Below are 26213 nucleotides of genomic sequence, written 5' to 3' on the forward strand. Positions count from 1 at the left end.
ACACCATGTTCAACGCAATGCATTTCCTGCGCCAGGCCGCCGTGGCCCTGTTCCTGGCAACCAGTTCGGTCGCAGCCCTGGCCGCGCCGATCAGCTTCCACGTCAGTGTCGACACGAGCACGCTGGCCGACGGCGGCTTCCTCGACCTGCAGTTCAACGGGCTGCTCCCGGCGACGCCGGCAACGGCCACGTTCTCGAATTTCAGCGGCGCCTTCGGTGGCACCGACATCCTCGACAACGTCGTCCTGAACGCCGACGGCAGCTTCACGCTCGCCAACGGCCCGGACTTCGGCAGCTACCTGAGTTTCAATGTCGGCTTCGGAGGGCTGTTGGGCTTCGACGTGCTGTTCAGCGACGACTACAGCCTGGATACCGGCACCGACGGCAGCACGCTGACGGTCGGCCTGTTCAATGACGCCGGCGCCCTCGGCAGCATGGACGGCATCATCGCCCGCTTCGACCTGATCCCGGGCTTCGGCGTCGATGCCGCCGTGACCGGGGACTTCGCCACGATCGGCGCGGTTGCCGCCGACGTGCCGGAGCCGTCGGACTGGCTCTTGATCGCAACTGGACTGGCCTTGCTGGGCTTTACGCTGCGCCGTTCGGTCCGTTAAGCAGCGCCAGGCGGCTGCGCGCCGCGGGAATAAAAAAACACACCATGCCGCAAGGCTGGTGTGTTTTTTGTTTGGAGCCGGGCGCCAGTGTGGCGCGGGGAAGGAATCAGGACTGGCTGCTGTCGTCGGCGGCAGCGCGGCGCATGGCGTCGATGCGGTAGGCTTCGGCATTGCCGTCGATGATGCGCAGGCTGGCGCAGCCTTCGGCGGCGCAGTCCGGCGTCGGGCTGTTCGGGCCGCCGGCGGCAGCGACCATGCCGCCACCTCCGGCGCTGCTGCCGGAGGCCAATGCGGCAACAGGGCTTTGCACCGTCGCAGCCAACTGCATCGTGGCAAACTGGATCGCGGTCTGGGTGTCTTGCTGGCCTGCACCGCAGGCGGTAAGGAGGGCGCTCAAGGCAATGATGGAGACAGTACGGAGGCTGAAGAGGTTCATGATCGTTTTAGAGCAAGCTCGTCGGTAACAGGTTCTATTGTAGTGAGTAAATTTTTCCTATGCTCAATTTATTTTGATAAATAATTTGCAATATTAAGATTTGGAAAGCAAATTGAACGAAGTTTTCAGACGTTAATGCTATTTAGGTGATATATCTCCGGTGCAACAAAAAATTCTGCATGGAAAATAATGTGCTGAGTCAACGGTCGTATGTTGCAGGTTAACGACGGAGGGAATATGTTTTTCTCTTTGGAAAAGAAGTCCTGACAACTCTGTGATTCGCTTGACCACACCCCGGTAGCGGGGCGAAGATGTGGCCATGCGAAAACTCCTCCTACTCCTCATGCTCGGCTGCACTGCCTGCACTTCCCAGGCGCAGGATCCGGGCCGTATCGATCCGCCGTCGACCCCGCCGGCTTCTTCCACCGCACCGGCCCCGGGCCAGGACACGCTGGCGCGCCTGCGCGCCGCCGTCGGCAACGCAGCCTGCACCGACAGCGGCCAGTGCCGTACGCTGCCGATCGGCGCGCGCGCATGCGGCGGCCCCGAGGGCTACCTGGCCTATTCGACCGCGGGCAGCAAGGAGGCGGCGCTGCGCGCGCTGGCCGAGCAGCACCAGCAGGAAGCGCGGGCAGCCAATGCGAAGTCGGGCATGGTGTCGACCTGCCGCTTCATGCCCGACCCGGGCGCGGTCTGCACGGCCGGCACCTGCCAGCTCGGCAGCGCCCTGACCGCGGCAAGCTGACCGCCAGCCGGTGCAGTGGGCGCCGCCTGCTGCCGCGACCGGAACCAGGGTCTTTCCACAGACATGAAAAAAACGCTGCGTGCCCTGGGGCACGCAGCGTTTTTTTGTGTGTACTACAACCCGGCCGGCAGGGCCGGCCGGGCCAGGCGCTTAGTTTGCGCCCGACAGGACGTTGCCGTTGGCTGCCACTTCCTTGCCTTCGGTCGCAGGGACCGGGACCGGGTTGGTCGCGTCCACGGTCACCAGCGAGGTGCCGATGTTGGTGGTGCCGTTCATCAGGTAGTCCACCGCGCCCAGGTAACGCTGGCCTGCGACCAGGTTGCCCCAGCTGACGCTGGCCGACGAGGTGCCGCCGACGAAGACGCTGGCTGGCACGCTGACCTTCATGTCACCGCCGGTATCGCTGCTGCCCACCACCCACGATGCCAGGGTGTAGGTCGCGCTGCCGCCGTTCGGTGCATAGCCGGCCACGCAGACACGGTAGGTGCCGGCTGCCGGAGCGGCCAGGGTGACCATTTCGTTCGAGGTCGCGTTGCCGCTGTAGCCAACCTGGACACCGGCCGCATTGAACACGATCAGGTCGAGGTCGTCCGACTTGCCGGCTTTGAAGCCGCTGGTGTCGATGTCGCGCAGCGAGAAGCGGGCCACCATCGTATTCGCAGGGACGGTGACGCTGGTGGCGATCACGCCGGCTGCGCCGCCGTTCTTGCACTCGAGCACGCCGCCATCAGCTGCCAGGGTACGGCCAACGGTCTGCACCGCCAGCGTTGCCGGCTTCAGGCCGCCCTTGACCACGCTCAGCTTGCCGCTGAAGCCGGTACCGACGGTGAACACCTGGTTGCCGGTGACTTGCTCGCTATGCAGGGCAGCAGGAGCCGAGAACGCCTGTGGACGGGCGGTCAGCGGGCTGCGCACGACATACTTGGCGTCCGGGGTGCGCCATTCGAGTGCGCCGAAGCTGTAGGCGTTGATCACGGCGTCGGTGCGGGTCAGGCTGACATTGAACGTGCCCTTGGCGCCCGGCGCCAGGGTGAGGCTGGCCGGACTGACGGTGACAGTGAAGCCCGGCAGCGATGCGGTCGCGTTGAAGGTCTGCGGCTGGCCGCTGACGTTGGTGACGGTACGCGTCATGGTCAGCTTGCCCAGCACGCTGCCCGAGGTCAGCGACGGCAGGTTCAGGTTGTGCGCCGCGATGCTGCCGGTCTGCGAGCAGGTCGCAGCGCCGACGATGCCGCCCACACCGCACATGAAGCGCAGGTAGTCGACGGTGCCGGCGTCGTACACCAGGCCCGGGTCGGTTGCCTTGTTCGGCACCACGTGGCCGGCGCCCTGGCCCCATGGCAGGCGGCCCGAACGTGCGTCGGTCAGCAGGTAGGCGTCAGCAAAGGTGCCGGCGGCGGTGGTCATCAGGGCCGACTTGATGGCGGCTGGCGACCACTCAGGGTGCTGCTGCCTGAGCACGGCGGCCAGGCCGGCCACGTGCGGGCTCGACATCGAGGTGCCCTGGTAGGACGCCCATGCGGCGCCCGGCACTGCGCTGCCGTTGGCGATGGCATCGCGCTCGGACTGGGTCTTGACCGGGCTGACGCCGGCGATGACGTCCACGCCAGGCGCGGTCAGGTCAGGCTTGAGGATGCTGGCGTAGCCGCGGTTCGGGCCACGCGACGAGAAGCTGGCAATGACCGGCGCCGGGGCGGTGCCGACCTGCGCACTCCAGGTGCCGATGGCCACAGTAGCAGCAGGGTTGGCCAGTACATAGTTGTTGACGGCAGTGCCGTTGGCCAGGCTCAGGTGCACGGTCGGGACTGCGTGCACTTCGGCGACCGGGCCGGAACCATTGTCGATCAGGACCATGCCGACGCCGCCGGCTTCGGCCACGGCGCGGCTCTTGTCGGTACGGGCAGTCACGCCGCGTTCGCAGACCACGACCTTGCCTTCGGCCTTGCTGCGGTCCAGCAGCGCAGCCGGAGTTGCGTTGGAGGCAGGGTAGGTGGTGATGTCGGACGGGATGAAGCACTGGCGGCGTGCCACCTTGTCGGCGGCGCTCAGGCTGGCGTAAGGCACCACGCCGGCGTCGCGCGCCGAAATGGCGGCGGTGGCCGGCAGGGCGGTCGTGTTGAGCGACGCGCCGACGTAAGCAGTTCCGGTGCCGATGGTGGCGGTAGCGCCGTTCAGGCGGTTGTGGGTCGATGCGGCAACCGTGGTCACCCATGGGCTCAGGTGGGCGACGGCATTGGCCGGGCCGCTGTTACCGGCCGAAGCGGCCACGAAGACGTTGGCGTCGGCGGCGCCGAAGAAGGCCAGTTCGACCGCATCGGCCACGCTGGTCTGCGAGCCGCTGATCGAGAAGTTGATCACGTCCACGCCGTCGATGACAGCCTGGTCGATCGCGGCCACGGTGTCCGAGTTGTAGCAGCTGTTGCGGGTGCCGGAACCGTCAGGGTTGGTGGCGTCCGGGAAGGTCCAGCACACTTTGTAGGCGGCGATACGGGCGCGTGGCGCCATGCCGCTGGCCTTGCCCATCGCGATGCCGTTCATGGTGACGGCGACATTGCTGTTGCCGCCGGCAGTGCTGGCGGTGTGGGTGCCGTGGCCGCCGTGGCCGCTTGGGCCGTCCACCGAGTCGCGTGGCGACACGAAGTCGGTCCAGTGCATCGGGCGGCCGCTGGCGACGAAGCCCTTGTTGAAGTAGCGCGCGCCGATCAGCTTGTTGTTGCAATGCGAAGCGGCGAAGCCTTCGCCAGTCACGCAGGCGCCGTTCCAGCCGGCCGGAGCCGCGCCGAAGGCCAGTTCGCCCGAGGCGTCGAAGGTCGGGTCGCCATTGGCGTCCACGCGGTCGGCGAACGACTTGTTCTCAGGCCAGATGCCGCCGTCGACGATGCCGATGATGACGCCTTCGCCGGCCTTGCCGTCCGCGGACTTGCTCCACAGGCCGGTGCCGTCTTTCTTGTCGATGCCGAGGAAGGTCGGGGTGAAGTTGGTGTCCGGGGTGCGCGCTTCGTCGGCGGTGATGTTGGCGACTGCCGGATTGCCCTTGAGCGCCTTGACTTCGTCCTCGGTCATCATGGCCGAGAAGCCGTTGAAGACGACCTTGTACTTGTGGGTGACCTGGGCCGCGGTGACGCTGGCCAGCACGCTGTCCTGCTTCTGGTCGAGGTAAGCGACATAGGCTTGCACGTCGCCTGCGTTGACGTTGAGCTGCTGGCCGGCGGCCGGCTTGGTTGCAGGCAGGCCGGCGACGCCGCCGGTGTAGGAAGCAACCGGCTTGTCGGCCAGTTGCACGATATAGGAGCGGCGCACGTCGTCGGCGGAGGCGCTCATTGCCACGCTGGAGAGCAGCGCGAGGACGGCGAGGGAAACAGGACGCAGTTTCATGTGATTTTTTCCTTGTTCTATGAGGTCGGCAGGCGCTTACTTGGCGCTCTTGCGGCGACGGGCGGCAGTCAAGCCGGCAACGCCCATCAGCATCAGGCCGATGGTTGCCGGCTCCGGCACTTCGGACAGGGTGATGTTGTCCACGCCGAACTGGGCCTGGTTCTGGGTGAAGTCGCGCGCCTGCTGGCACCCGCCGGTTTCGTCGAACAGGCAGGAGCTGATGGTCAGGCTGGTCAGCACGCTGGAGCTGAAGACGTTACCGACCGAAAAGTCCCCGAACACGAAGTTGCCGCTGGCGTTCTGGCCCGGGAAGTCGGCATTGGTGGAGATCGTCGCGCCGGTGTTGGTGGTGCCCCTCAGGAGCAGGCGGCCGTAGCTGGCGTTCATCAGGCCGGGAATCGGGCCAATGAAGGCGAACGACAGGCCTTGCAGCTGGAACCAGCTGTTGGCCAGGGTGCTGGTGATCCGTACCGAGCCGTCGTTCAGGCCGGCGTAGTACATGCCGTCGCCGCCGGTCGGGCAAGCCGTGACCGTGCAGGCGTAGGGGTTGCTCGACTGGATCTGCGCGCCGACCAGGCCGTATTCGCCGGCGTCCGCCGTCGGGCTGTTCTGCACCTGCAGCAGGAAATGCTGGTCCATGAACTGGTCGCCCGTGTTGTAGGCGGTGTCGAACTCGCCGAGCGCCGAGGTGACGACGTTTTCGACATTCTCGAAGGTGAGGATGGTTGCCTGGGCCGGAGCGAAGGCGCCCAGGGCGGCAACGACCGATGCGCACAGCAGGTTTTTCAGGACAGCGGGCACGGCGTGGGCGCGCGCAGTAGTTTGGTTTTCGCGTTTCATCAGTCTGGTTACCTTTATTGGTTGGTATGTTTGGTAGTGCCGATTGCTGTGCCGGTCCCCGGCGTTTTTTTTCCGCCCCGCATTTTCCGTTACGGGTTGCAACCGAATATAGCAAAGGAAATAATGATCATGTAAAAAATTTTAACGTAGGAAATTTTTTGCATGAGCAAATGTGCCGCAGAAAATTTTGTTTCTCCTAACAAAGTGCAGTGTCAAGTAATCAGGCTTTTTGTCCGAAATTTGCGACAAGCGTGAGAACCCGGGTAGCGAATCCAAGAGATTTATGGCAAGCCCGGCTCTCCTTGCCCCAGTGTTTCTCATAGGTAATTCAGCGCATGCTTCAAGGCTGAAAGAAAAGTTGTCTCAACTATTCCCGCCGTGGTAGCCTGCTCGGCGCAGGGCGTCCCCGCCTGCCGCCCGGCCGCCAGGCCGGCGCGGGGTCACACTACAAAAAGTCTTATTGGTCGAGCAACAGAGGAGTCCGTCGGATGTATGCAGTAATGAAACAAAATCAGACCCAGCGCACCCGCGGCTTCACGCTGCTCGAACTGCTGGTGGTGATCGTGATCATCGGCCTGCTCGCCGCCTATGTCGGTCCGAAGTATTTCTCCCAGCTCGGCAAGTCCGAAGTCACCGTCGCCAAGGCCCAGATCGAGGCCTTCGACAAATCGCTCGACACCTACCGCCTCGACGTCGGCCGCTACCCGAGCGCCGAAGAAGGCCTGGGCGCGCTCATGACCGCGCCGCCGAGCGCCGGCGCCAAGTGGAACGGCCCCTACCTGAAAAAAGGCGTGCCGCAAGATCCGTGGGGCCGCGCCTACCAGTACCGCTCGCCGGGCAGCAAGGCCGAGTACGAGATCCTCTCGCTGGGCAAGGACGGCCAGCCCGGCGGGACCGGCGACAACGCCGACATCTCGTCGCAATAAGCAGCCGTCGCCTTCGCGCCATCATTTCCCAGTACTGAGCCGGACACGCCTCCATGCAGTTTGCCGTCCGCACCCTTGCGCCCGACATGTCGATCGCGAACATCGTCGTCGACGCCGCCGATGCGCTCGAGGCACGCCGCCAGGTCGAGGCGCGCGGCCTGTTCGTCAGCGCCATCGAACCGGCGCGCGGCGGCACCCGCCTGGCGCGCCAGCGCGCCGGCAAGCTCTCCATCGTCCTGTTCAGCCAGGAGCTGCTGGCCCTGCTCAATGCAGGCCTGGGCATCGTCGAAAGCCTGGAAGCGCTGCTTGAAAAAGAAGCCAGTCCCGGCGCGCGCAGCGTGCTCGAGCGCCTGCTGGGCGGCCTGCGCGAAGGCAAGCGCTTCTCCGCCGTACTGGCGGCCCAGCCGGACCTGTTCCCCCCTTTATATGTCGGCATCGTGCGCGCCGCCGAGGGCACCAGCGATTTGCCGCGCGCGCTGACCCGCTACATCGACTACCAGCAGCGCATCGACATCGTGCGCAGCAAGGTCGTCAGCGCCTCGATCTATCCGGTCATCCTCCTGATCGTTGGCGGCGGCGTGAGCGGCTTCCTGATCGGCTACGTGGTGCCGAAATTCGCCGAGGTCTACCAGGGGGCAGGGCGCTCGCTGCCCTGGATGTCCCAGCTGCTGCTCGACTGGGGCCAGTTCGCGTCCAGCCATGGCAGCGCGATCGCGATCGCGGCGCTGGCGCTGGTCACTGGCCTGGTTGCCGGCGTGCGCCATGCCTTGCGCAGCGGCGGCATCACCCGTCTGCTGGCGCGCATTCCCGGCATCGGCGAACGCGCGCGCATCTACGAACTCTCACGCCTTTATCTCACCCTGGGCATGCTCACCGAAGGCGGTATCACCATCGTCAACGCCATCGAGACCGTGCAGCCGATGGTCTCCGGCACGGTGCGCAAGGGCCTGGCCAATGCACGCGCCGCCATCGAATCGGGCCAGCCGCTGTCGAATGCCTTCGAGGCCAACGGCCTGACCACGCCGATTTCTCTGCGCATGCTGCGCGTGGGCGAGCGCACCGGCGACATGGGGCCGATGCTGACCCAGTCGGCCGCCTTCTACGACGGCGAGATCACGCGCTGGATCGACCGCTTCACCCGCACCTTCGAGCCGCTGCTGATGGCGGCCATCGGGCTGGTGGTCGGCGCCATCGTGGTCCTTCTATACATGCCGATTTTCGACCTCGCAGGAGACATGTCTTGAGCGCCGTACTGGATGCGACCCTGCTGGCGCGCGCCCGCGCGCTGGCCAACGGCTCGCGCCGCGGCCTGGTGGCCGAACTCGAAGGCCTCACCGGCCAGGAGCCGCGCCAGATCGTGCGCGACCTGGCCGCGCCCTTCGGATTGCCGGTGATGGAAACCGCGGCCATGCTGGCCCAGTCACCGGCCTTCGACCTGCTGCCGCTGGCCTCGGCCATGTCGCGCCACTGCGTGCTGCTGCGCGGCCTGGACGGCCGCCTGACCGGCGTGCTGGCCGATCCCTTCGACCTCGACTTACAAACATGGCTCGGCGCCCAGGCGCGCGCCACCGCTAGATCTCCGCTGGATCTGTGCCTGGCGCTGCAGTCCGATATCCAGGCCTATTTGTCGAAGCAGGAAGAATCCGCGCGCGCCGTAGACAGCCTGGTCGGCGGCGGTGCCGAGACGCGCCGCGACGGCAAGGCCAACCAGGTGCTCTCCTTTGCCTCGGTCTCGGAAGCGGGCAGTCCGGCGGTCAAGGTGGTCAACTCGACCCTGTACGACGCGCTCAAGGCCGGCGCCTCGGACATCCACCTGGAAAGCACCGCCGGCGGCCTGTCGGTGAAATACCGGGTCGACGGCGTGCTCGATCATGCGGCCACGGTGGGCGGCATCGAACTGGCCGAGCACATCATCTCGCGCATCAAGGTGCTGGCCGAACTCGACATCGCCGAGCGCCGCATCCCGCAGGACGGCAGCTTCCGGGTCGAATCCGGCGGGCGCGACATCGACTTGCGCGTGTCGATCATGCCGAGCATCCATGGCGAGGACGCGGTCATTCGTATCCTCGACAAGCGCGCCATGATCGAATCGTATGGCTCGCTCACGCTCGAAGCGCTGGGCTTCGACGCGCCATCGCTGGCGACCTTGCGCACGCTCGCGCAGGAAGCCTACGGCATGCTGCTCGTGACCGGCCCGACCGGCTCGGGCAAGACCACCACGCTGTACGCGGCCCTGACGGAAATCCACAACGGGCGCGAGAAGATCATCACCATCGAAGACCCGGTGGAATACCAGCTGCCCGGCATCCTGCAGATTCCGGTGAACGAAAAGAAAGGCCTGACCTTTGCAAAGGGCCTGCGCTCGATCCTGCGCCACGACCCCGACAAAATCATGGTCGGCGAGATCCGCGACCGCGAGACCGCCGAGATCGCGGTGCAGTCGGCGCTGACCGGCCACCTGGTGCTCACGACGGTCCACGCCAACAACGTGTTCGACGTGTTCGGCCGCTTCACCCACATGGGCATCGACCCGTATGCCTTCGTGTCGGCGCTGAACGGCATCTGGGCCCAGCGCCTGATCCGCATGAACTGCCCGCACTGCGCCGTGCAGTACGAACCGGACGCGCTCGAACTGGCCTCGGTGCACCTGGAGCGCGCGGAAGTGCTGGATTACGTCTTCATGCGCGGCAAGGGCTGCGGCGACTGCCGCGGCACCGGCTACCGCGGGCGCCGCTCGATCGCCGAGATCCTTACGCTCAACGACGAGATCCGCGAACTGATCGTGGACAAGCAGCCGATCCGCCGCATCAAGGCCGCGGCCCATGCCAACGGCACCCGCAGCCTGCGCCTGGCCGCCCTCGACCTGGTCAAGCGCGGCGCCACCACCATCGACGAAATCAAACGGGTGACCCTTCATGCTTAGGCGTTTCGGACAATCCCTGCGCCTGGGCATCGCCGCCGACGGCCTGGCGCTGCTACGCACGAGCGGCCTGGTGACGCAGTCGGCCGAGGTGCTGGCGGTACAGCCGGTGGAAGCCGGCGCGCCCGACGCGCTGGCCAACGGCCTGCGTGCGCTGCTGGGCGAACATGCCCCGCGCGGCCTGGCCGTCAGCGTGGTGCTGGCCGATGAACTGGTGCACCTGTGGCAGGTGCCGCCCCCATCCGGCGCCTCGCGCCTGGGCGACCTGCAGGCCGCCGCCGCCTTCCGCTTCCAGGGCCTGTTCGGCGTGCCCGCGCACGAGTGGCGCATTAGCGCCGACTGGCATGCCACCCGTCCGTTCCTGGCTGCCGCTGTTCCCGCCGGCCTGGTGGAACTGCTGGAGGCCCTGGGACGCGAGCACCGGTTTACCCTGGTCGAGGTGGTGCCGCAGTTCGTCGCCGCGATGAATGCGTGGCGCCGCCTGCGCCGTCCGGGCACCTGGTTCGGCCTGGTGCACGGCGGCGTGCTGTCGCTGGCTGCCTATGACGGCATGGCGCTGGCTGCGGTGCGCACTGCCGTGATCCCGGAGGGAGCAGGGCGCGACTGGCTGGAAGCCCACGTCGCGCGCGAAGCGTTGCGGGTGGGCGTGGAGCGCCCCGAACGCTTGCAGCTGTGCGGGGCGGTGCCCGCCGGCTGGGCCAGTTCGGCCGGCCGCCTGAAGTTTGCCTGCACCCTGCTGGAAGACGACAGCACGGGCCACTGGCCGCTGCATGTGCGCCTGGCGCGCACAGGAATCCCCGCATGAAGCCTGTCCGTATCGATTTCGCGCCGCCCTCGCTGCGGCGTACCCTGTTCCGGACCCCGGTCAGCAGCGCCGCGCTACTGTTTGCCATCGCCTCGCTGTGCTTCGGCGCGGCGATCCAGTTCAAGGCCTACCAGGAAGAGCGCGAGCAGCTCGACGCCCTGCATGTGGCGCTGGCGGCGCGCAGCCAGGCCGCGCGCCCGGCGCTGGCGGTCCAGCCGAAGCTGGCGCTGCCGGAAGCCCAGGTGCAGGCCGTCAACGACGCCGTCATGCAGCTCAATGTGCCCTGGCGCGACCTGTACGAAGCCGTGCGCGCGGCCACGCCTTCCAACGTGGCCCTGCTGGCGCTGGAGCCCGACGCCAAGCGCCGCACCCTGCGCATCACCGCCGAGACCCGCAACAGCGACGACATGCTGGCCTATGTGGCGAGGATGCAGGAGCAAAACTGGTTCGGCTCGGTCGTGTTGACGCGCCATGAGATCGCGGAGCAGGATCCGAACCGTCCGCTGCGTTTCCAGGTCGCCGCCCAATGGGGCACGCCATGAAGCGCGCCGGCTTGAATACGGCCGCCGTGCCGACGCTGTGGCTGCGCGTGCAGCTGGCGCTGCGACGCCTCAATCCGCTCGTCACGGCTGCCGTCGTGCTGCTGCTGGCAGCGCTCGGCGCCATGATGTGGACCGCCATGGCGCGCGCCGAGGTGGAACGGGAATACGCAACGGCGCGCCTGCAGGCGGCGGTGCCTGCGCCGCCTCCGGCGCCGGCGCCGCCGCCGAGCGCCGACCAGAACCTCGCGCATTTCTACGGCGCGCTGGGCGAACGCAGCAAGGCCGAGCGCCAGCTCAAGGCGCTGTTCGCGCTGGCGGCAAAGAATGGCCTGACGCTGCGCCAGGGCGAATACCGCAGCAGCTACGACCGTACGGCCAGGCTGTATACCTACCAGATCAATTTGCCGGTGACCGGAAAATATGCGGCGATCTGGCAGTTCGCCTTCGATGCGCTGCGCGCGGTGCCGCATGCCTCGCTCGACGATGTGAGCTTCCGGCGCGATGCGATCGGCATCGATACCGTCGAGGCGCGCCTGCGCATGACGCTCTATTTGTCGGCAGCGCCGGGAGTGCCGCGATGAAGCCGCGCCACCTTGCCATGGGCGCGGCGCTGGTGCTGGCCGCCGGCCTGGTCGTGTTCGGCGACCGCACCCCCGACGACGCAGTGGCCGAACCCGTCGAGCGTGCCGCGGTCACGGTCGCGCCGGCGCGCATTGACGCCGTGCCTGCAGCGAAGGCCGGTGCGCCGGCCATCCTGCGCCTGGTGCCGCGCGAGACCCTGATCGGCGGAGACGAGGACCGCTTCGGCGCCGTTGACGGCGGCGACAAGGGCGCGGTATTCGGCCCCCAGGACTGGACCCCGGCACCGCCGCCACCACCACCGCCCGAACCGGCGCCACCGCCGCCGGCCCCCGTCGCGCCACCGCTGCCTTTCACCTATATCGGCAAGTCGCTGCAGGACGGCGCCTGGGAAATCTACCTGGCGCGCGGCGACCGTACCCACCTGGTGCGCGAAAACATGGTTATTGACGGCACCTACCGCGTCGACGCGATCAAGCCGCCGGTGCTGACCCTGACCTACCTGCCGCTGAACCAGGTTCAGCAGCTTAATATTGGAGTATTCGACTGATGGTTCCTTTCCGGAATACTGCGCTGGCAGCCTGCATGACGATCGTGCTTCTTGCCGGCTGTGCGGGGCAGCGCGCCTACCAGGAGGGCAATGCCCTGGTAGCGAAGGACCAGGTCGCGGCCGGCCTGGTCAAGTACCAGGAGGCGGTGACCGCCGACCCGAACAACGCCCAGTACAAGACGGCCTATCTGCGGGCGCGCGACAGCGCCGCGGGCCGCCTGCTCGGCCAGGCCGATGCCAGCCTGGCCGCCGGCCAGGTCGAGCTGGCGCTGCAGGACTACCGCCGCGTGCTGGCCTTCGACCCGGCCAACGAACGCGCGCGTGCCGGCCTGCGCGCGGTCGAGGCCGACCGCCGCCACGCGCGGCTGATGGAAGCGGCGCGCGCCGCGCTGGACAAGAACGAGCTCGATACAGCGCGCCAGAAGTTGCAGGCCATCCTGAGCGAACGCCCCGGGCACGAGCCGGCGCGCCTGCTGCTGGGCGAGGTCAACGACAAGGCCGAAGCGGCGCCGGCCGGCGAAGCCGCGCTGGCCGCGAGCTTTCGCAAACCGATCAGCCTGGAGTTCCGCGACGCCCCGCTCAAGCAGGTGTTCGAGATCATCTCGCGCCACTCGGGCCTGAATTTCGTCTTCGACAAGGACGTCAAGGCCGACACGCGCACCTCGATCTTCTTGAAGAACAGCACGGTGGAAGCGGCGGTGTACTACCTGTTGATGACCAACCAGCTCGAGCGCCAGGTCATGGACGGCAACACCATCCTGATCTATCCGAACATCGCGGCCAAGCTGAAGGAATACCAGGAGATGACGGTCAAGACCTTCTTCCTGGCCAATGCCGACGCCAAGAACATCGCCAATACCTTCAAGACCATCCTGAAGTCGCGCGACGTGGTGGTGGACGAAAAGCTCAACCTCGTGATCCTGCGCGACAGCCCGGAAGCGGTGCGCGTGGCCACCCAATTGGTGGCCTTGCAGGACGTGCCCGAGCCGGAAGTCATGCTCGACGTCGAGGTGCTCGAGATCAAGCGCAGCCGCATCACCGACCTTGGCATCTCCTGGCCCGGTTCGCTGTCCTTTGCCCCGCTGGCGGGCCTGGACGGCGCGCCGCTGACCATCGACGACCTGCGCGGCCTGAACCGCGGGAACATCGGCGTGATCAGCGAATTGAGCGCCACCGTCAACGCCAACAAGACCGACGGCGACTCCAATACCCTGGCCAACCCGCGCATCCGCGTGCGTAACAAGGAAAAGGCCAAGGTCGTCATCGGCGACAAGATCCCCAACATCTCGACCACGATCTCCTCGGGCGTCGGCGGCTTCGCGTCGGAATCGGTGAATTACGTGGACGTGGGCCTGACCCTGAACGTCGAGCCGACCATCTACCTGAACAACGAAGTGGCGATCCGCATCTCGCTCGAGGTCAGCACCCTGGGCGAGTCGGTGACGACCCGCTCGGGCACCGTGGCCTACCGGATCGGCACGCGCTCGGCGACCACGCTGCTGCAATTGAAGGATGGCGAGAACCAGGTGCTGGCCGGCCTGATCAGCAACGAAGACCGCTCCAGCGGCAGCAAGGTGCCGGGCATCGGCGACCTGCCGATCGTCGGCCGCCTGTTCGGCAGTACCCGCGACCAGAATGACCGCACCGAGATCGTGCTGTCGATCACGCCGCGCCTGGTGCGCACCGTGCAGCGTCCGCCGGCGTCCGCATCGGAATTCGGCGCCGGCACCGAGGCGAGCTTCCGCCGCCGTCCCGACAGCACGGTGCGCGCACCGGTGCAGCTGCCGGGCGTGGCCGGCGCCGCCGCTGCCGCCGCTGCGGCGCGCGCCGCGGGCACGGCGCAGGGCGCGGCGTCCGGTACGGTGCAGCCTCCGGCAGGCGCTGCGGCTACCCCGGGCGCGCCGGCTGCGCCGGTCTCGGTGCCGCCGTCCGAATTGCCGGTGACGCCGCAGGTCGGCTCGCCGCCCTCGGCGCCGCCCGGTGCCGTTCCCGCGCCGGCGCCAGGCACCGCGCCTCCAGCCGCGCCGGCCGTCACCATCCAGGTGGTCCCGGTCCCGCCGCCTCCGCCGGCCACGCCTCCTGCCCAGCAATGACGCAATGAGAACGCGCGGCTTCACGCTCATCGAGCTGCTGGTGACGCTGGCAATCCTGGCCCTGCTGGGAACGCTGGTGGTGCCGGTGGCCCAGGTCACGGCCCAGCGCCGCGACGAGGTGGAACTGCGCCGCGCGCTGCGCGAGATCCGCGCCGGGATCGACGCCTACAAGAAGGCCAGCGACGAAGGGCGGGTGGCCAAGACCGCCGGCGCCACCGGCTATCCGCCGCGCCTGGAGATGCTGGCCGAGGGCGTGCGCGACCTGCGCAGCCCCAGGCAGGCCAGGATTTACTTCATGCGGCGCCTGCCGCGCGACCCCTTCAATTCCGATCCGGAACTGGCGGACGCCGCCACCTGGGGCAAGCGCAGCTATGCCAGCGAGCCGGACGAGCCGAAGGAGGGCGACGACGTCTACGACGTGTACTCAAGCTCCGAAAAGCTTGGCCTGAACGGTATCCCTTACAAGAAGTGGTGAGCACGATGCGCATTGTCCCGCGGCGCCCGCGCGCCTTTACCCTGATCGAGCTGCTGGTGGTGCTGGGCATCGTGGCGCTGCTGCTGACGCTGGCGGTGCCGCGCTTCTTCCCGAGCATCGACAGTAGCAAGGAGACCATCCTGCTCGAGAACCTGCGCAATACGCGCGCCATCATCGACCAGTTCCACGCCGATACCGGGCGCTATCCGGAGTCGCTCGCGCAGCTGGTCGAGAAAAAATACCTGCGCGAGCTGCCGATGGACCCGATCCTGGAGTCGCGCGAAGGCTGGATCGTCGAGCCGCCGCCGGAAGGCGAGCAGGGCGCGGTCGGCAATGTCCGCAGCGGCGCGCCTGGCGCCGGCCGCAAGGGCACGGCCTACGCGGAGTGGTGAGGTGCGGGCAAGCGCGCGCCGCCACCAGGCCGGGTTCACCTACCTCGGCCTGATCATCTTTGTCTTCATCATCGGCATGGTGGGCGCCGCGACCCTGAAGGTCGGCGCGCTCCTGCAGCGCGCCCAGGCCGAGCAGGAGTTGCTGGAGATCGGCGCGCAGTTCAGCGCCGCCCTCAAGAGCTATGCCGAGGCCACGCCGCGCGGCCAGCCGCCGCAGCCGCTGTCGCTGCAGGAACTGCTGCGCGACCCGCGCTTCCCGAATCCGCGCCGCCACCTGCGCAAGATCTTCGTCGACCCGGTCACCGGCCAGGCCGAGTGGGGCCTGGTGCGCGCCGGCGAGGCGGGGCGCATCCTCGGGGTGCACAGCCTGTCGCAGGCGCAGCCTTTGAAGCTCGCGAAGTTCGACGAACGCTTCGCCAATTTCGAGAACAAGGCGCACCTGGCGGACTGGAAGTTCATGGCCACGGGGCAGGGCGCGGCGCCGGCCCCACGGCCGGGTATGCCCCAGCCGCAGGTGACGATGGCGCCGCCGCCGGAACTGCCGGATGCACCGGCCGCCGCCCCGGTCGCGGCCCAGGCGCCGATGCAGGAAGTGGCGCCGCCGCCCCCCCAGGCCGAACCCGAGCCGGAACCGGAGCCCGAGCCGCCCGCAGAAGCACCGCCCGAACAGGACGAGTCCGACGACGGCAGGAAGGACAAAGAGGACAAGGACGAGCCGAAGGAACCCCCGGCCCGGGACTCGGGGCGCTAGGCCCCTTGTCGCTTACTTGGCGCGGCGCTTGAAGTCGCGCGGGCGGAAGCCCAGCGCCATCAGCACGGCGAAATAGGCCAGGGCGGCGGCCGTGATGATCGCCGCCAGGAGGCCGGCGCGCAGAAGCGGCGTGGCGCGCAGCGCGATCCAGTCGAATTGCGCCTGGGCGAACCACGAGACCGCGCCCATCACGGTCACCGCAACAAACAGCTTGAGCAGGAAGCTGCCCCAGCCCGGCTGCGGCACGTAGATCTGGCGACGCCGCAGGCCGGCATACAGGAAGGCCGCATTGATGCAGGCCCCGACCCCGATCGACAGCGCCAGGCCGGCCACGCCCAGCAGCGGCACGAACACCAGGTTCATCAGCTGGGTCGCCACCAGCACGCCCACCGCGATCTTGACCGGCGTACGCACTTCCTGGCGCGCGAAGAAGGCCGGCGCCAGGGTTTTCACCAGGATGAAGCCGAGCAGGCCGGCGCTATAGGCCATCAGCGGCATTGACGAGGCAGCGACGTCGACGGCGTCGAATTTACCGTAGTGGAAGAGGGTGGCAATCATCGGCGTGGCCAGGGTGGCCAGGCCTACTGCCGACGGGATCGACAGCAGGAAGGTCAGGCGCAGGCCCCAGTCGAGCAGGGAAGAGTATTCGTGGGTGTCGCCCTCGGTATTGGCCTTGGCCAGGCCCGGCAGCAGGATGGTGCCCAGGGCCACGCCCAGCAGCGCGGTCGGCAGCTCCATCAGGCGGTCGGCGTATTGCAGGGCCGTGACGGCGCCGGCGGCCAGTCCCGCCGCGATGGTGGTGTTGATCAGGAGGCTGATCTGGGCCGCCGCGACGGCGAACACGGCCGGCCCCATCTTGCCGAGCATGCGATGCACGCCGGCGTTGCGCAGGCCCACCAGCGGATTGAGCGCGATGCGCGGCAGCATGCCGAGCTTGATCAGGGAAGGCAGCTGCACTGCCACCTGCAGCAGGCCGCCGATGCACACGCCCACCGCCATCGCATAGATCGGCTGTTCGAAATAATCGGACATCACCAGGGCGGCAAAGATGAACGACAGGTTCAGCAGCACCGGGGTGATGGCCGGGATCTTGAACTGGTGCCAGGTGTTGAGGATGCCGCTCGACAGGGCCACGAAGGCCATGCAGGCGATGTAGGGGAACATCATCTGGGTCATCACGATCGCGGCGTCGAAAGCCGCCGGCTCGCGCTGGAGCCCGCCGCCGATCCACAGGATCAGGACCGGGGCGGCCACGATGCCGGCGATGCTCACCAATATCGTCGCCCAAATCAGCACCGTGGCGACATGGTCGACCAGGGTCTTGGTGGCGGCCAAGCCGTGCTTGGTCTTGTATTCGGTCAGGATGGGCACGAAGGCCTGGGAGAAGGCGCCCTCGGCGAACAGCCGCCGCAGCAAGTTGGGCAGGCGGAAGGCGATGTTGAAGGCGTCGGTGAAATTCGAGGCGCCGAAGGCGGCCGCGAACAGGCTGTCGCGCAACAGACCGGTGACGCGGGACACCATGGTCATGCTGGAAATGGCAGCGAGGGTACGGAGCAGGTTCATGGGCGGGGATTATACTTGGGCAACACCAAGCCGGTCCCGGCGCACGGGGGCGCAAGAGCAGTTTATTCGTTTTACTGGCGTAGTGTGGACGACAATTATTGATTTATGAATTGCCGATACCCGATTCCTTCGCTATAATCGTGGGCTGTACTGAATTCTGTTAGCAGACACCAATCGTTGGGCAGGCACTGAAAGCGCCGGTTTCACTCGCTAATGTTTGCCAACGCAACTTGACCCCGATTTAGGAAATTTCATGGCAAATACCGCACAAGCGCGCAAACGCGCTCGTCAAGCAGTTAAGCAAAACGCACACAACTCGGCACAGCGTTCGACCCTGCGCACCGCAATCAAGGCGGCTCGCAAGGCCATCCAGGCTGGCGACAAAGAAGCTGCAACCCTCATCTTCCAGCAATCCGTGTCGAAAATCGACAGCATCGCTGACAAGAAGATCATCCACAAGAACAAAGCAGCGCGCCACAAGAGTCGCCTGGCTGCAGCCCTGAAAGCACTGTCGGCCTAAAAGCCCCGTGCGTGCGGCCTCGGCCGCGCAGGCAGTTCTGTGCAGAAGAAAGACCCGCCCGACCATTGGTCCGGCGGGTTTTTTTGCTTGTCGCTCCCATCGTTTCCCCTGCGTGGGGAGCCCCTGTACCAGCGTAACAGGCGTCCCTCCCGCCCGATGGCGGATATCCTAAAACCGTGGCGCCCAGTAAAATACTGGTGCATAATGTGAAACGCCCGTCTTATGTCTTATAGAAGACCTGAGCAATTACACCTGTTTTAGACACCGCGCCAACCCGCGCGCATCGAGGAAAAAGCGTATGAGCAGTGATCAGACCATCATCTACACCCTGACCGACGAGGCGCCGCTGCTGGCGACCCACGCCTTCCTGCCAGTGGTCAGCACCTTCACCAAGCCGGCCGGCATCACGGTCGAGCAGAGCGACATTTCGGTCGCGGCCCGTATCCTGGCTGCCTTCCCGGAAAACCTGACGCCAGAACAGCGCGTGCCGGATTCGCTCGCCGAGTTGGGCAAGAAGACCCTCGAGCCAAGCGCGAACATCATCAAGCTGCCGAACATCTCGGCGTCGGTGGGCCAGCTGGTCACCGCGATCGAGGAACTGCAGGCCAAGGGCTACAAGCTGCCCGACTACCCGGCCAACCCGAAGACCGACGAAGAAAAAGCCGTCAAGGCACGCTACGGCAAGTGCACCGGCTCCGCGGTCAACCCGGTGCTGCGCGAAGGTAACTCGGACCGCCGTGCACCGCGCGCCGTGAAAGAGTACGCACGCAAGAATCCGCACTCGATGGCCCCATGGTCGGCCGCGTCGCGCACCCACGTGTCGCACATGACCCACGGCGACTTCTACCATGGCGAAAAGTCGTTGACCATCAACGGCGCCCGTGAAGTCAAGATGGAACTGCTGACCAAGTCGGGCCAGACCATCGTCCTCAAACCGAAGGTCGCACTGCAGGATGGCGAGATCATCGATTCGATGTTCATGAGCCGCAAGGCCCTGCTGGACTTCTACGCGGCCCAGATCGAAGACGCGAAAGAAACCGGCGTGCTGTTCTCGCTGCACGTCAAGGCGACCATGATGAAGGTCTCGCACCCGATCGTGTTCGGCCACGCGGTGCGCATGTTCTACAAGGAAGCGTTTGAAAAGCACGGCGCCCTGTTCGACAGCCTCGGCATCAACGTCAACAACGGCATGGCCGACCTGTACAACAAGATCGCCGACCTGCCGGCCTCGCAGCGCGAAGAAATCGAGCGCGACCTGCACGCCTGCCAGGAACACCGTCCGGCGCTGGCCATGGTCGACTCGACCAAGGGCATCACCAACTTCCATTCGCCGAACGACGTGATCGTCGACGCGTCGATGCCGGCCATGATCCGCGCCGGCGGCAAGATGTACGACGCCAACGGCCGCCTGAAGGAAGTCAAGGCGGTCATTCCGGAATCGACCTTTGCCCGCATCTACCAGGAGATCATCAACTTCTGCAAATGGCATGGCGCTTTCGATCCGAAGACCATGGGCACCGTCCCGAACGTGGGCCTGATGGCCCAGCAGGCCGAGGAATACGGCTCGCACGACAAGACCTTCGAAATCCAGGAAGACGGCGTCGCCAACATCACCGACCTCGCCACCGGCGAAGTGCTGCTGTCGCAGAACGTCGAGACGGGCGACATCTGGCGCATGTGCCAGGTCAAGGACGCGCCGATCCGCGACTGGGTCAAGCTGGCCGTGACGCGCGCGCGCAACTCGGGCATGCCGGCCGTGTTCTGGCTCGACCCGTACCGTCCGCACGAGAATGAACTGATCAAGAAGGTGCGCACCTACCTGAAGGATCACGACACGACCGGCCTGGACATCCAGATCATGTCGCAGGTCCGTGCGATGCGCTATACCCTGGAGCGCGTCAAGCGCGGCCTGGACACCATCTCGGTGACCGGCAACATCCTGCGCGACTACCTGACCGACCTGTTCCCGATCCTGGAACTGGGCACCAGCGCCAAGATGCTGTCGATCGTCCCGCTGATGGCCGGCGGCGGCATGTACGAAACCGGCGCCGGCGGCTCGGCTCCAAAGCACGTGCAGCAGCTGACCGAAGAAAACCACCTGCGCTGGGATTCGCTGGGCGAGTTCCTGGCACTGGCCGTGTCGCTGGAAGACCTCGGCATCAAGACCGGCAACAACAAGGCCAAGGTGCTGGCGAAGACCCTGGACGCCGCCACCGGCAAGCTGCTGGACAACCGCAAGTCGCCATCGCCGAAGACCGGCGAGCTGGATAACCGCGGCAGCCAGTTCTACCTGTCGATGTACTGGGCCCAGGAGCTGGCCGCGCAAACCGAGGACGCCGAACTGGCAGCCAAGTTCGCGCCGCTGGCCAAGCAGCTCACCGAGAACGAGGCCAAGATCGTCGCCGAGATGCTCGAAGTGCAGGGCAAGCCGGCCGACATCGGTGGCTACTACAAGGCCGACGAAGCCAAGGTGAAAGCCATCATGCGCCCGAGCGCCACCTTCAATGCGGCGCTGGATGCGTTTGCTGCCTGATCGTTAGCGTGGGCTGATACGAGAACGCCGACCCGAGGGTCGGCGTTTTTTTTTGGCACTCCGTAGGCTGGGCGGGTTTCCCGCCCAGCCTACGGGTATCGGACTTCGATGAATTCGCCCGGCATCAACGGATGCGTCGCCAGCGAAAACGGCCCGATGCTGCTGCGCACTAGCCGCAAGGTCGGCAGCCCGACCGCCGCCGTCATCCGGCGCACCTGCCGGTTCTTGCCTTCTTCCAGCGTGATCGCGATCCAGCTCGTGGGCTTGTCGGCGCGCGCGCGGATCGGCGGGTTGCGCGGCCACAGCCATTCGGGCTCGGCGATGCGCACTGCCTTGCATGGTTTGGTCACGAAGTCGCCCAGGTCGAGCGGCGCCTGCAGGCGCGCCAGCGCAGCCGCATCCGGCACGCCGTCGACCTGCACCAGGTAGGTCTTGGCTTCTTTATGATCGGGGTGGGCGATCTTGTGCTGCAGCTTGCCGTCGTCGGTGAGCAGCATCAGGCCTTCGCTATCCGCATCCAGGCGGCCAGCAGGGTAGATGTTCGGAATATTCACGTAATCGGCGAGGGTCTCGCGGCCGTCCTGGCTGGAGAACTGGCACAGGACCTGGAAAGGTTTATTGAAGAGTATCAGTGCCATGAATTGCAAATGCGTGTGAATGGATGTCGAATGGGGCAGGGAAGAGGCACGGCATGGCGCCTCGGAAAATACTGGTGCATAATGCAAGACGGAACGAGGATGTCTTATACAAGACTTGCAGCTGCAGGTTTTGTCAGTCCGCGCACGGTAATTCCGCATTTTAGTTCATCTGGCAGGCCTAGCCTGACGCCACGCCGGCGGCCTGCCCCGCGACCACTTGGGAGACGACGATGTACCAACATATCAAGGTCCCGGCCGACGGCCGGAAAATCACCGTCAACGCCGATTTTTCGCTGAGCGTGCCGGATAACCCTATCCTTCCCTATATCGAGGGCGACGGCACCGGCGTGGACATCACCCCGGTCATGATCAAGGTGGTCGATGCCGCGGTGGCCAAGGCCTATGGCGGCGCGCGCAAGATCAGCTGGATGGAAATCTATGCCGGCGAAAAATCGACCGGCGTGTATGGCCCGGACGTGTGGCTGCCCGCGGAAACCCTCGAGGTGCTGAAGGACTACGTGGTCTCGATCAAGGGCCCGCTGACCACGCCGGTCGGCGGCGGCATCCGCTCGCTCAACGTCGCGCTGCGCCAGGAACTCGACCTGTACGTCTGCCTGCGCCCGGTGCGCTATTTCGCCGGCGTGCCTTCACCGCTCAAGAACCCGGAGAAAACCGACATGGTCATCTTCCGTGAGAACTCGGAGGACATCTATGCCGGCATCGAATGGGCCGAAGGCTCGCCCGAAGTCAAAAAGGTGATCAGGTTCCTGACCGAAGAGATGGGCGTCAAGAAGATCCGCTTCCCGGAGTCCTCGGGCCTGGGCGTCAAGCCGGTCTCGCGCGAAGGCACCGAGCGCCTGGTGCGCAAGGCGATCCAGTACGCGCTCGACAACGACAAGCCTTCGGTCACGATTGTCCATAAGGGCAATATCATGAAGTACACCGAAGGCGGCTTCCGCGACTGGGCCTACGCGCTGGCGCAGAAGGAATTCGGCGCCGAGCTGGTCGATGGCGGCCCATGGTGCAAGATCAAGAACCCACGGACGGGACGCGAGATCACGGTTAAGGATTCGATCGCCGACGCCTTCCTGCAGCAGATCCTGCTGCGCCCGGCCGAGTACAGCGTTATCGCCACCCTGAACCTGAACGGCGACTATATTTCGGACGCGCTGGCGGCCCAGGTCGGCGGCATCGGCATCGCGCCGGGCGCCAACATGTCCGATTCGGTGGCGATGTTCGAAGCCACCCACGGCACCGCGCCGAAGTATGCCGGCAAGGATTACGTGAACCCGGGTTCGCTCATTCTCTCGGCCGAGATGATGCTGCGCCACATGGGCTGGCTGGAAGCGGCCGACCTGATCATCAGTTCGATGGAAAAGGCGATCACGTCGAAGAAAGTCACCTACGACTTCGCACGCCTGATGGAAGGCGCGACCCAGGTCTCGTGCTCGGGCTTTGGCGAAGTGATGATCGAGCAGATGTAAGGTCCACCATGCCTTGCCTTGGCCGGGCAGGGCGAAAAAAAACCCCGCAGCAGCGGGGTTTTTTGCTTCCGGAGGGGAACTATTAGGTACCCTGGATGTTGGAAGCTTGCTTGCCTTTCGGGCCTTGCGTGACTTCGAATTGGACTTTTTGACCTTCTTTGAGGGTCTTAAAACCGTTCATGTTGATTGCGGAAAAGTGCGCGAACAGATCTTCGCCGCCGTCATCAGGAGTGATGAAGCCAAAGCCTTTGGAATCATTGAACCACTTAACAGTACCAGTTGCCATAAAAGAACCTTCAAGTAAAAACAAATCACACGAGCCATAAAAGCAAGAAGCCTCTTGCCCCCTCCTAGCCTGCTCACTTCTTATCAACAAGACCATAAGTGCAATGCTGATAACTGCATTGTTGGTGGAATAACCACGCAAGTCAAGCGCTTTTGAGCGGCTGTTGCCAAATTTCCTACAGCAGAGCTAACCCGGCTCTTGATTTCGCCAATTGGATCGCCATCTGCGCATTCAAGAGAAAACAAGTAAGATGGAAAGCACATGAGAACGAGCTGATGTTTACGCTTGGCACCGATACCGAAAGCATTAGAATACGCCCATGGCTACGAAGCATGACACCGAACAGCTGCTGGAGCGGCAGACCGTAAAACCGCCACCTTTGTACCAGGTGGCATTGCTGAACGACGACTACACGCCGATGGAATTCGTGGTAGCGGTGATCCAGGAGTATTTCAACAAGGACCGCGAGACGGCCACCCAGATCATGCTTTCCGTACACCGTCACGGGAAAGGGGTTTGTGGGGTGTTTTCCAAAGATATAGCGTGTACCAAAGTGGAATTTGTCTTAACGCATGCGCGTAAGGCGGGGCATCCCCTGCAATGCGTGATGGAGGAAGTATGATTGCGCAGGAACTTGAAGTATCCCTACACATGGCCTTTGTCGAGGCGCGCCAGGCACGCCACGAGTTCATCACCGTGGAGCACCTGCTGCTCGCGCTGCTCGACAATCCTTCGGCCGCCGAAGTCCTGCGTGCGTGCGCGGTCAATATTGAAGACCTGCGCAAGACCCTGACTAATTTTATCGGGGATAACACCCCGACCGTGCCGGGCACGGGCGAGGTCGACACCCAGCCGACGCTCGGCTTCCAGCGCGTGATCCAGCGTGCGATCATGCACGTGCAGTCGGCATCCAACGGCAAGAAGGAAGTTACCGGCGCCAACGTGCTGGTGGCGATCTTCGGCGAGAAAGACTCGCACGCCGTCTACTACCTGCACCAGCAGGGCGTGACGCGCCTGGACGTGGTCAATTTCATCTCGCACGGCGTGCGCAAGGACCAGCAGCTCGACACCTCCAAGGCCTCCGAGGGCGTGGAAGAAGCGCAGGTCGAAGGCCAGGCCAAGGAAAGTCCGCTCGACCAGTTCACCCAGAACCTGAACAAGGCGGCTGCCGACGGCAAGATCGACCCGCTGATCGGGCGCGAGGAAGAAGTCGACCGCGTGATCCAGATCCTGTGCCGCCGCCGCAAGAACAACCCGCTGCTGGTCGGCGAGGCTGGCGTGGGCAAGACGGCGATTGCCGAAGGCCTGGCATGGCGCATCGTCCAGGAAGACGTGCCCGAGATCCTGCAGAACGCCGTCGTGTATTCGCTCGACATGGGCGCGCTGCTGGCCGGCACCAAGTACCGCGGCGACTTCGAGCAGCGCCTGAAGGCCGTGCTCAAGCAGCTCAAGGACACCCCGAACGGCGTGCTGTTCATCGACGAGATCCACACGATCATCGGCGCCGGTTCCGCCTCGGGCGGCACGCTCGACGCGTCGAACCTGCTGAAGCCGGCCCTCGCCAACGGCCAGCTCAAGTGCATCGGCGCGACCACGTTCACGGAATTCCGCGGCGTGTTCGAGAAAGACCATGCCCTGAGCCGCCGCTTCCAGAAAGTCGACGTCAACGAACCGTCGGTCGAGCAGACCGTGGCGATCCTGCGCGGCCTCAAATCCCGCTTCGAAGAGCACCACGGCGTCAAGTATTCGGCATCGGCGCTCACCACCGCGGCCGAGCTGGCGGCGCGCTTCATCAACGACCGCCACCTGCCCGACAAGGCCATCGATGTGATCGACGAGGCCGGCGCTGCCCAGCGCATCCTGCCGAAGTCGAAGCAGAAAAAGACCATCGGCAAGACCGAGATCGAGGACATCATCGCCAAGATCGCGCGGATCCCGCCGCAAACGGTCAACCAGGACGACCGCAGCAAGCTGCAGACCATCGACCGCGACCTGCGCAACGTCGTGTTCGGCCAGGACCCTGCGATCGACGCGCTGGCCTCTGCCATCAAGATGGCGCGTGCCGGCCTCGGCAAGCAGGACAAGCCGATCGGTTCCTTCCTGTTTTCCGGCCCGACCGGTGTCGGCAAGACCGAAGTGGCCAAGCAACTGGCCTTCATCCTCGGCATCGAGCTGATCCGCTTCGACATGTCCGAGTACATGGAGCGCCACGCGGTGTCGCGCCTGATCGGTGCGCCGCCGGGCTATGTCGGCTTCGACCAGGGCGGTCTGCTGACCGAAGCCATCACCAAGAAGCCGCATGCGGTGCTGCTGCTGGACGAGATTGAAAAAGCCCACCCGGACATTTTCAACATCCTGCTGCAGGTGATGGACCATGGCACGCTGACCGACAACAACGGACGCAAGGCCGACTTCCGCAACGTGATCATCATCATGACCACGAACGCAGGCGCCGAAAGCCTGACCAAGCGCTCGGTGGGCTTCGTCGATTCGAAGCAGGCCGGCGACGAAATGGCCGACATCAAGCGCATGTTCACGCCTGAGTTCCGCAACCGCCTGGACGCGACCATCAGCTTCCGCGCGCTTGACGAGGACATCATCCTGCGCGTCGTGGACAAGTTCCTGATGCAGCTCGAAGAGCAGCTGCACGAGAAGAAGGTGGAAGCCATCTTCACCGAGAAGCTGCGCAAGTTCCTGTCGAAGAAGGGCTTCGATCCGCTGATGGGCGCGCGCCCGATGTCGCGCCTGATCCAGGACATGATCCGCAAGGCGCTGGCCGACGAGCTGCTGTTCGGCCGCCTGGTCAACGGAGGACGCATCACGGTGGACCTGGACGAGAAGGACGACGTTGTCCTCGAGTTCCCGGAAGGCGACGCATTGCCGCCGCCGGCCCCGGCCGAGACGGTCGAGATCGAGTAAATCGGTCTTGTAGAGAAAACCGCGCTTTCATGGCGCGGTTTTTTTTGCGCCGCGGGTATGCGCGCAAATGTGGTTCCCGCCTGCGCGGAACGACGTTCTTCAGTACAGGCCAAAAGAATTTGCCGGTAGCTCGCAACCGATAAACCGTCGTACGCACCACTGGCGCCTACGACTTCCGGCGAAGGCCGGAACTTAATTTTCCAAGCACCTCGCTAACGCCAATTTTT

Annotated in this window: 24 protein-coding genes; 18 read left to right on the forward strand and 6 right to left on the reverse strand. The window is 65.2% G+C overall.

All coding sequences use genetic code 11. The features are described from left to right. The first annotated feature begins 5 nt into the window (after positions 1-5). Positions 6-614 (forward strand): NF038129 family PEP-CTERM protein, encoded by a 609-nt coding sequence (locus AC56K1_RS17055; protein ID WP_497158983.1) that lies wholly within the window; start codon positions 6-8, stop codon positions 612-614. A gap of 106 nt (positions 615-720) precedes the next feature. On the opposite strand, the gene AC56K1_RS17060 is transcribed toward AC56K1_RS17055, so the two are convergent. Continuing rightward, positions 721-1050, reverse strand: coding sequence for a hypothetical protein (locus AC56K1_RS17060; RefSeq protein WP_497158984.1), 330 nt, complete (start codon positions 1048-1050; stop codon positions 721-723). Positions 1051-1369: 319 nt separating this feature from the next. Here AC56K1_RS17060 and AC56K1_RS17065 point away from each other — a divergent pair, with 319 nt between their 5' ends. Next, complete coding sequence (locus AC56K1_RS17065) at positions 1370-1795, forward strand: hypothetical protein (RefSeq protein ID WP_497158985.1); 426 nt, start codon at positions 1370-1372, stop codon at positions 1793-1795. 150 nt (positions 1796-1945) lie between these two features. Here AC56K1_RS17065 and AC56K1_RS17070 read toward each other — a convergent pair whose 3' ends face one another. Both AC56K1_RS17070 and AC56K1_RS17075 read right to left on the reverse strand, forming a co-directional pair. After that, positions 1946-5170, reverse strand: a complete 3225-nt coding sequence (locus AC56K1_RS17070) for a S8 family serine peptidase (RefSeq protein ID WP_497158986.1) — start codon at positions 5168-5170, stop codon at positions 1946-1948. A gap of 36 nt (positions 5171-5206) precedes the next feature. Continuing rightward, entirely contained in the window at positions 5207-6010 is an 804-nt protein-coding gene (locus tag AC56K1_RS17075) for an NF038120 family PEP-CTERM protein (RefSeq protein ID WP_497158987.1), read from the reverse strand. A gap of 500 nt (positions 6011-6510) precedes the next feature. On the opposite strand from AC56K1_RS17075, the gene gspG reads away from it, so the two are divergent. The 11 genes from gspG to AC56K1_RS17130 are packed head-to-tail and all read left to right on the forward strand — an operon-like array spanning position 6511 to position 16043. Further along, the gene (gene gspG, locus AC56K1_RS17080; RefSeq protein ID WP_497158988.1) at positions 6511-6936 is read left to right on the forward strand and encodes a type II secretion system major pseudopilin GspG; all 426 of its coding nucleotides are present in this window, start codon (positions 6511-6513) and stop codon (positions 6934-6936) included. A gap of 53 nt (positions 6937-6989) precedes the next feature. Further along, on the forward strand, positions 6990-8180 hold the full coding sequence (locus AC56K1_RS17085) for a type II secretion system F family protein (protein WP_497158989.1): 1191 nt from the start codon (positions 6990-6992) through the stop codon (positions 8178-8180). Then, on the forward strand, positions 8177-9859 hold the full coding sequence (locus tag AC56K1_RS17090) for a GspE/PulE family protein (protein WP_497158990.1): 1683 nt from the start codon (positions 8177-8179) through the stop codon (positions 9857-9859). Before AC56K1_RS17085 ends, AC56K1_RS17090 begins: the two co-directional genes overlap by 4 nt. Continuing rightward, a complete protein-coding gene (locus AC56K1_RS17095) occupies positions 9852-10661 on the forward strand; it encodes a hypothetical protein (protein ID WP_497158991.1) in 810 nt (269 codons plus the stop codon). The genes AC56K1_RS17090 and AC56K1_RS17095 overlap by 8 nt, the downstream gene beginning before the upstream one ends. Then, positions 10658-11203 carry a PilN domain-containing protein gene (locus AC56K1_RS17100; RefSeq protein ID WP_497158992.1) on the forward strand — a complete coding sequence of 182 codons (546 nt, stop codon included), beginning with the start codon at positions 10658-10660 and terminating at the stop codon, positions 11201-11203. Before AC56K1_RS17095 ends, AC56K1_RS17100 begins: the two co-directional genes overlap by 4 nt. Continuing rightward, the gene (locus AC56K1_RS17105) at positions 11200-11784 is read left to right on the forward strand and encodes a hypothetical protein (RefSeq protein WP_497158993.1); all 585 of its coding nucleotides are present in this window, start codon (positions 11200-11202) and stop codon (positions 11782-11784) included. The genes AC56K1_RS17100 and AC56K1_RS17105 overlap by 4 nt, the downstream gene beginning before the upstream one ends. Next, positions 11781-12332 (forward strand): hypothetical protein, encoded by a 552-nt coding sequence (locus AC56K1_RS17110; protein ID WP_497158994.1) that lies wholly within the window; start codon positions 11781-11783, stop codon positions 12330-12332. Before AC56K1_RS17105 ends, AC56K1_RS17110 begins: the two co-directional genes overlap by 4 nt. Positions 12333-12367: 35 nt before the next feature. Next, the gene (locus tag AC56K1_RS17115; protein WP_497158995.1) at positions 12368-14425 is read left to right on the forward strand and encodes a secretin GspD/PilQ domain-containing protein; all 2058 of its coding nucleotides are present in this window, start codon (positions 12368-12370) and stop codon (positions 14423-14425) included. 4 nt (positions 14426-14429) lie between these two features. Then, positions 14430-14900, forward strand: a complete 471-nt coding sequence (locus AC56K1_RS17120; protein ID WP_497158996.1) for a type II secretion system protein — start codon at positions 14430-14432, stop codon at positions 14898-14900. 5 nt (positions 14901-14905) lie between these two features. Continuing rightward, positions 14906-15292, forward strand: a complete 387-nt coding sequence (locus AC56K1_RS17125; protein WP_497158997.1) for a type II secretion system protein — start codon at positions 14906-14908, stop codon at positions 15290-15292. Position 15293: 1 nt separating this feature from the next. After that, the gene (locus AC56K1_RS17130; RefSeq protein WP_497158998.1) at positions 15294-16043 is read left to right on the forward strand and encodes a type II secretion system protein; all 750 of its coding nucleotides are present in this window, start codon (positions 15294-15296) and stop codon (positions 16041-16043) included. Positions 16044-16055: 12 nt separating this feature from the next. Here AC56K1_RS17130 and murJ read toward each other — a convergent pair whose 3' ends face one another. Further along, the gene (murJ, locus tag AC56K1_RS17135; protein ID WP_497158999.1) at positions 16056-17606 is read right to left on the reverse strand and encodes a murein biosynthesis integral membrane protein MurJ; all 1551 of its coding nucleotides are present in this window, start codon (positions 17604-17606) and stop codon (positions 16056-16058) included. A gap of 253 nt (positions 17607-17859) precedes the next feature. On the opposite strand from murJ, the gene rpsT reads away from it, so the two are divergent. Next, positions 17860-18126: a 30S ribosomal protein S20 gene (rpsT, locus tag AC56K1_RS17140; protein WP_497159000.1), complete on the forward strand. Its 267-nt coding sequence runs from the start codon at positions 17860-17862 to the stop codon at positions 18124-18126. 298 nt (positions 18127-18424) lie between these two features. Continuing rightward, positions 18425-20659: an NADP-dependent isocitrate dehydrogenase gene (locus AC56K1_RS17145; RefSeq protein ID WP_497159001.1), complete on the forward strand. Its 2235-nt coding sequence runs from the start codon at positions 18425-18427 to the stop codon at positions 20657-20659. Positions 20660-20748: 89 nt separating this feature from the next. Here the strand turns inward: AC56K1_RS17145 and AC56K1_RS17150 are convergent, their stop codons facing one another. After that, complete coding sequence (locus AC56K1_RS17150) at positions 20749-21297, reverse strand: pseudouridine synthase (protein WP_497159002.1); 549 nt, start codon at positions 21295-21297, stop codon at positions 20749-20751. Positions 21298-21527: 230 nt separating this feature from the next. Between AC56K1_RS17150 and icd the strand changes: the two genes are divergently transcribed. Next, positions 21528-22781 (forward strand): NADP-dependent isocitrate dehydrogenase, encoded by a 1254-nt coding sequence (icd, locus tag AC56K1_RS17155; RefSeq protein WP_497159003.1) that lies wholly within the window; start codon positions 21528-21530, stop codon positions 22779-22781. Positions 22782-22863: 82 nt separating this feature from the next. Here icd and AC56K1_RS17160 read toward each other — a convergent pair whose 3' ends face one another. Beyond that, positions 22864-23067, reverse strand: a complete 204-nt coding sequence (locus tag AC56K1_RS17160; RefSeq protein WP_091875187.1) for a cold-shock protein — start codon at positions 23065-23067, stop codon at positions 22864-22866. Positions 23068-23386: 319 nt separating this feature from the next. Here AC56K1_RS17160 and clpS point away from each other — a divergent pair, with 319 nt between their 5' ends. Together clpS and clpA are read left to right on the forward strand one after the other, a co-directional pair. Continuing rightward, positions 23387-23689, forward strand: a complete 303-nt coding sequence (gene clpS, locus AC56K1_RS17165; RefSeq protein ID WP_020653505.1) for an ATP-dependent Clp protease adapter ClpS — start codon at positions 23387-23389, stop codon at positions 23687-23689. After that, positions 23686-25986, forward strand: a complete 2301-nt coding sequence (gene clpA / locus AC56K1_RS17170; RefSeq protein WP_497159004.1) for an ATP-dependent Clp protease ATP-binding subunit ClpA — start codon at positions 23686-23688, stop codon at positions 25984-25986. Before clpS ends, clpA begins: the two co-directional genes overlap by 4 nt. Positions 25987-26213 lie beyond the last annotated feature (227 nt).

Source organism: Telluria sp. ZB4P37, from assembly GCF_059685855.1.

Coding starts and splice junctions, on each gene's coding strand:
- AC56K1_RS17055 (WP_497158983.1), top strand. CDS start 6: ATGTTCAACGCAATGCATTTCCTGCGCCAGGCCGCCGTGGCCCTGTTC.
- AC56K1_RS17060 (WP_497158984.1), bottom strand. CDS start 1,050: ATGAACCTCTTCAGCCTCCGTACTGTCTCCATCATTGCCTTGAGCGCC.
- AC56K1_RS17065 (WP_497158985.1), top strand. CDS start 1,370: ATGCGAAAACTCCTCCTACTCCTCATGCTCGGCTGCACTGCCTGCACT.
- AC56K1_RS17070 (WP_497158986.1), bottom strand. CDS start 5,170: ATGAAACTGCGTCCTGTTTCCCTCGCCGTCCTCGCGCTGCTCTCCAGC.
- AC56K1_RS17075 (WP_497158987.1), bottom strand. CDS start 6,010: ATGAAACGCGAAAACCAAACTACTGCGCGCGCCCACGCCGTGCCCGCT.
- gspG (WP_497158988.1), top strand. CDS start 6,511: ATGAAACAAAATCAGACCCAGCGCACCCGCGGCTTCACGCTGCTCGAA.
- AC56K1_RS17085 (WP_497158989.1), top strand. CDS start 6,990: ATGCAGTTTGCCGTCCGCACCCTTGCGCCCGACATGTCGATCGCGAAC.
- AC56K1_RS17095 (WP_497158991.1), top strand. CDS start 9,852: ATGCTTAGGCGTTTCGGACAATCCCTGCGCCTGGGCATCGCCGCCGAC.
- AC56K1_RS17100 (WP_497158992.1), top strand. CDS start 10,658: ATGAAGCCTGTCCGTATCGATTTCGCGCCGCCCTCGCTGCGGCGTACC.
- AC56K1_RS17105 (WP_497158993.1), top strand. CDS start 11,200: ATGAAGCGCGCCGGCTTGAATACGGCCGCCGTGCCGACGCTGTGGCTG.
- AC56K1_RS17110 (WP_497158994.1), top strand. CDS start 11,781: ATGAAGCCGCGCCACCTTGCCATGGGCGCGGCGCTGGTGCTGGCCGCC.
- AC56K1_RS17115 (WP_497158995.1), top strand. CDS start 12,368: ATGACGATCGTGCTTCTTGCCGGCTGTGCGGGGCAGCGCGCCTACCAG.
- AC56K1_RS17120 (WP_497158996.1), top strand. CDS start 14,430: ATGAGAACGCGCGGCTTCACGCTCATCGAGCTGCTGGTGACGCTGGCA.
- AC56K1_RS17125 (WP_497158997.1), top strand. CDS start 14,906: ATGCGCATTGTCCCGCGGCGCCCGCGCGCCTTTACCCTGATCGAGCTG.
- murJ (WP_497158999.1), bottom strand. CDS start 17,606: ATGAACCTGCTCCGTACCCTCGCTGCCATTTCCAGCATGACCATGGTG.
- rpsT (WP_497159000.1), top strand. CDS start 17,860: ATGGCAAATACCGCACAAGCGCGCAAACGCGCTCGTCAAGCAGTTAAG.
- AC56K1_RS17145 (WP_497159001.1), top strand. CDS start 18,425: ATGAGCAGTGATCAGACCATCATCTACACCCTGACCGACGAGGCGCCG.
- AC56K1_RS17150 (WP_497159002.1), bottom strand. CDS start 21,297: ATGGCACTGATACTCTTCAATAAACCTTTCCAGGTCCTGTGCCAGTTC.
- icd (WP_497159003.1), top strand. CDS start 21,528: ATGTACCAACATATCAAGGTCCCGGCCGACGGCCGGAAAATCACCGTC.
- AC56K1_RS17160 (WP_091875187.1), bottom strand. CDS start 23,067: ATGGCAACTGGTACTGTTAAGTGGTTCAATGATTCCAAAGGCTTTGGC.
- clpS (WP_020653505.1), top strand. CDS start 23,387: ATGGCTACGAAGCATGACACCGAACAGCTGCTGGAGCGGCAGACCGTA.
- clpA (WP_497159004.1), top strand. CDS start 23,686: ATGATTGCGCAGGAACTTGAAGTATCCCTACACATGGCCTTTGTCGAG.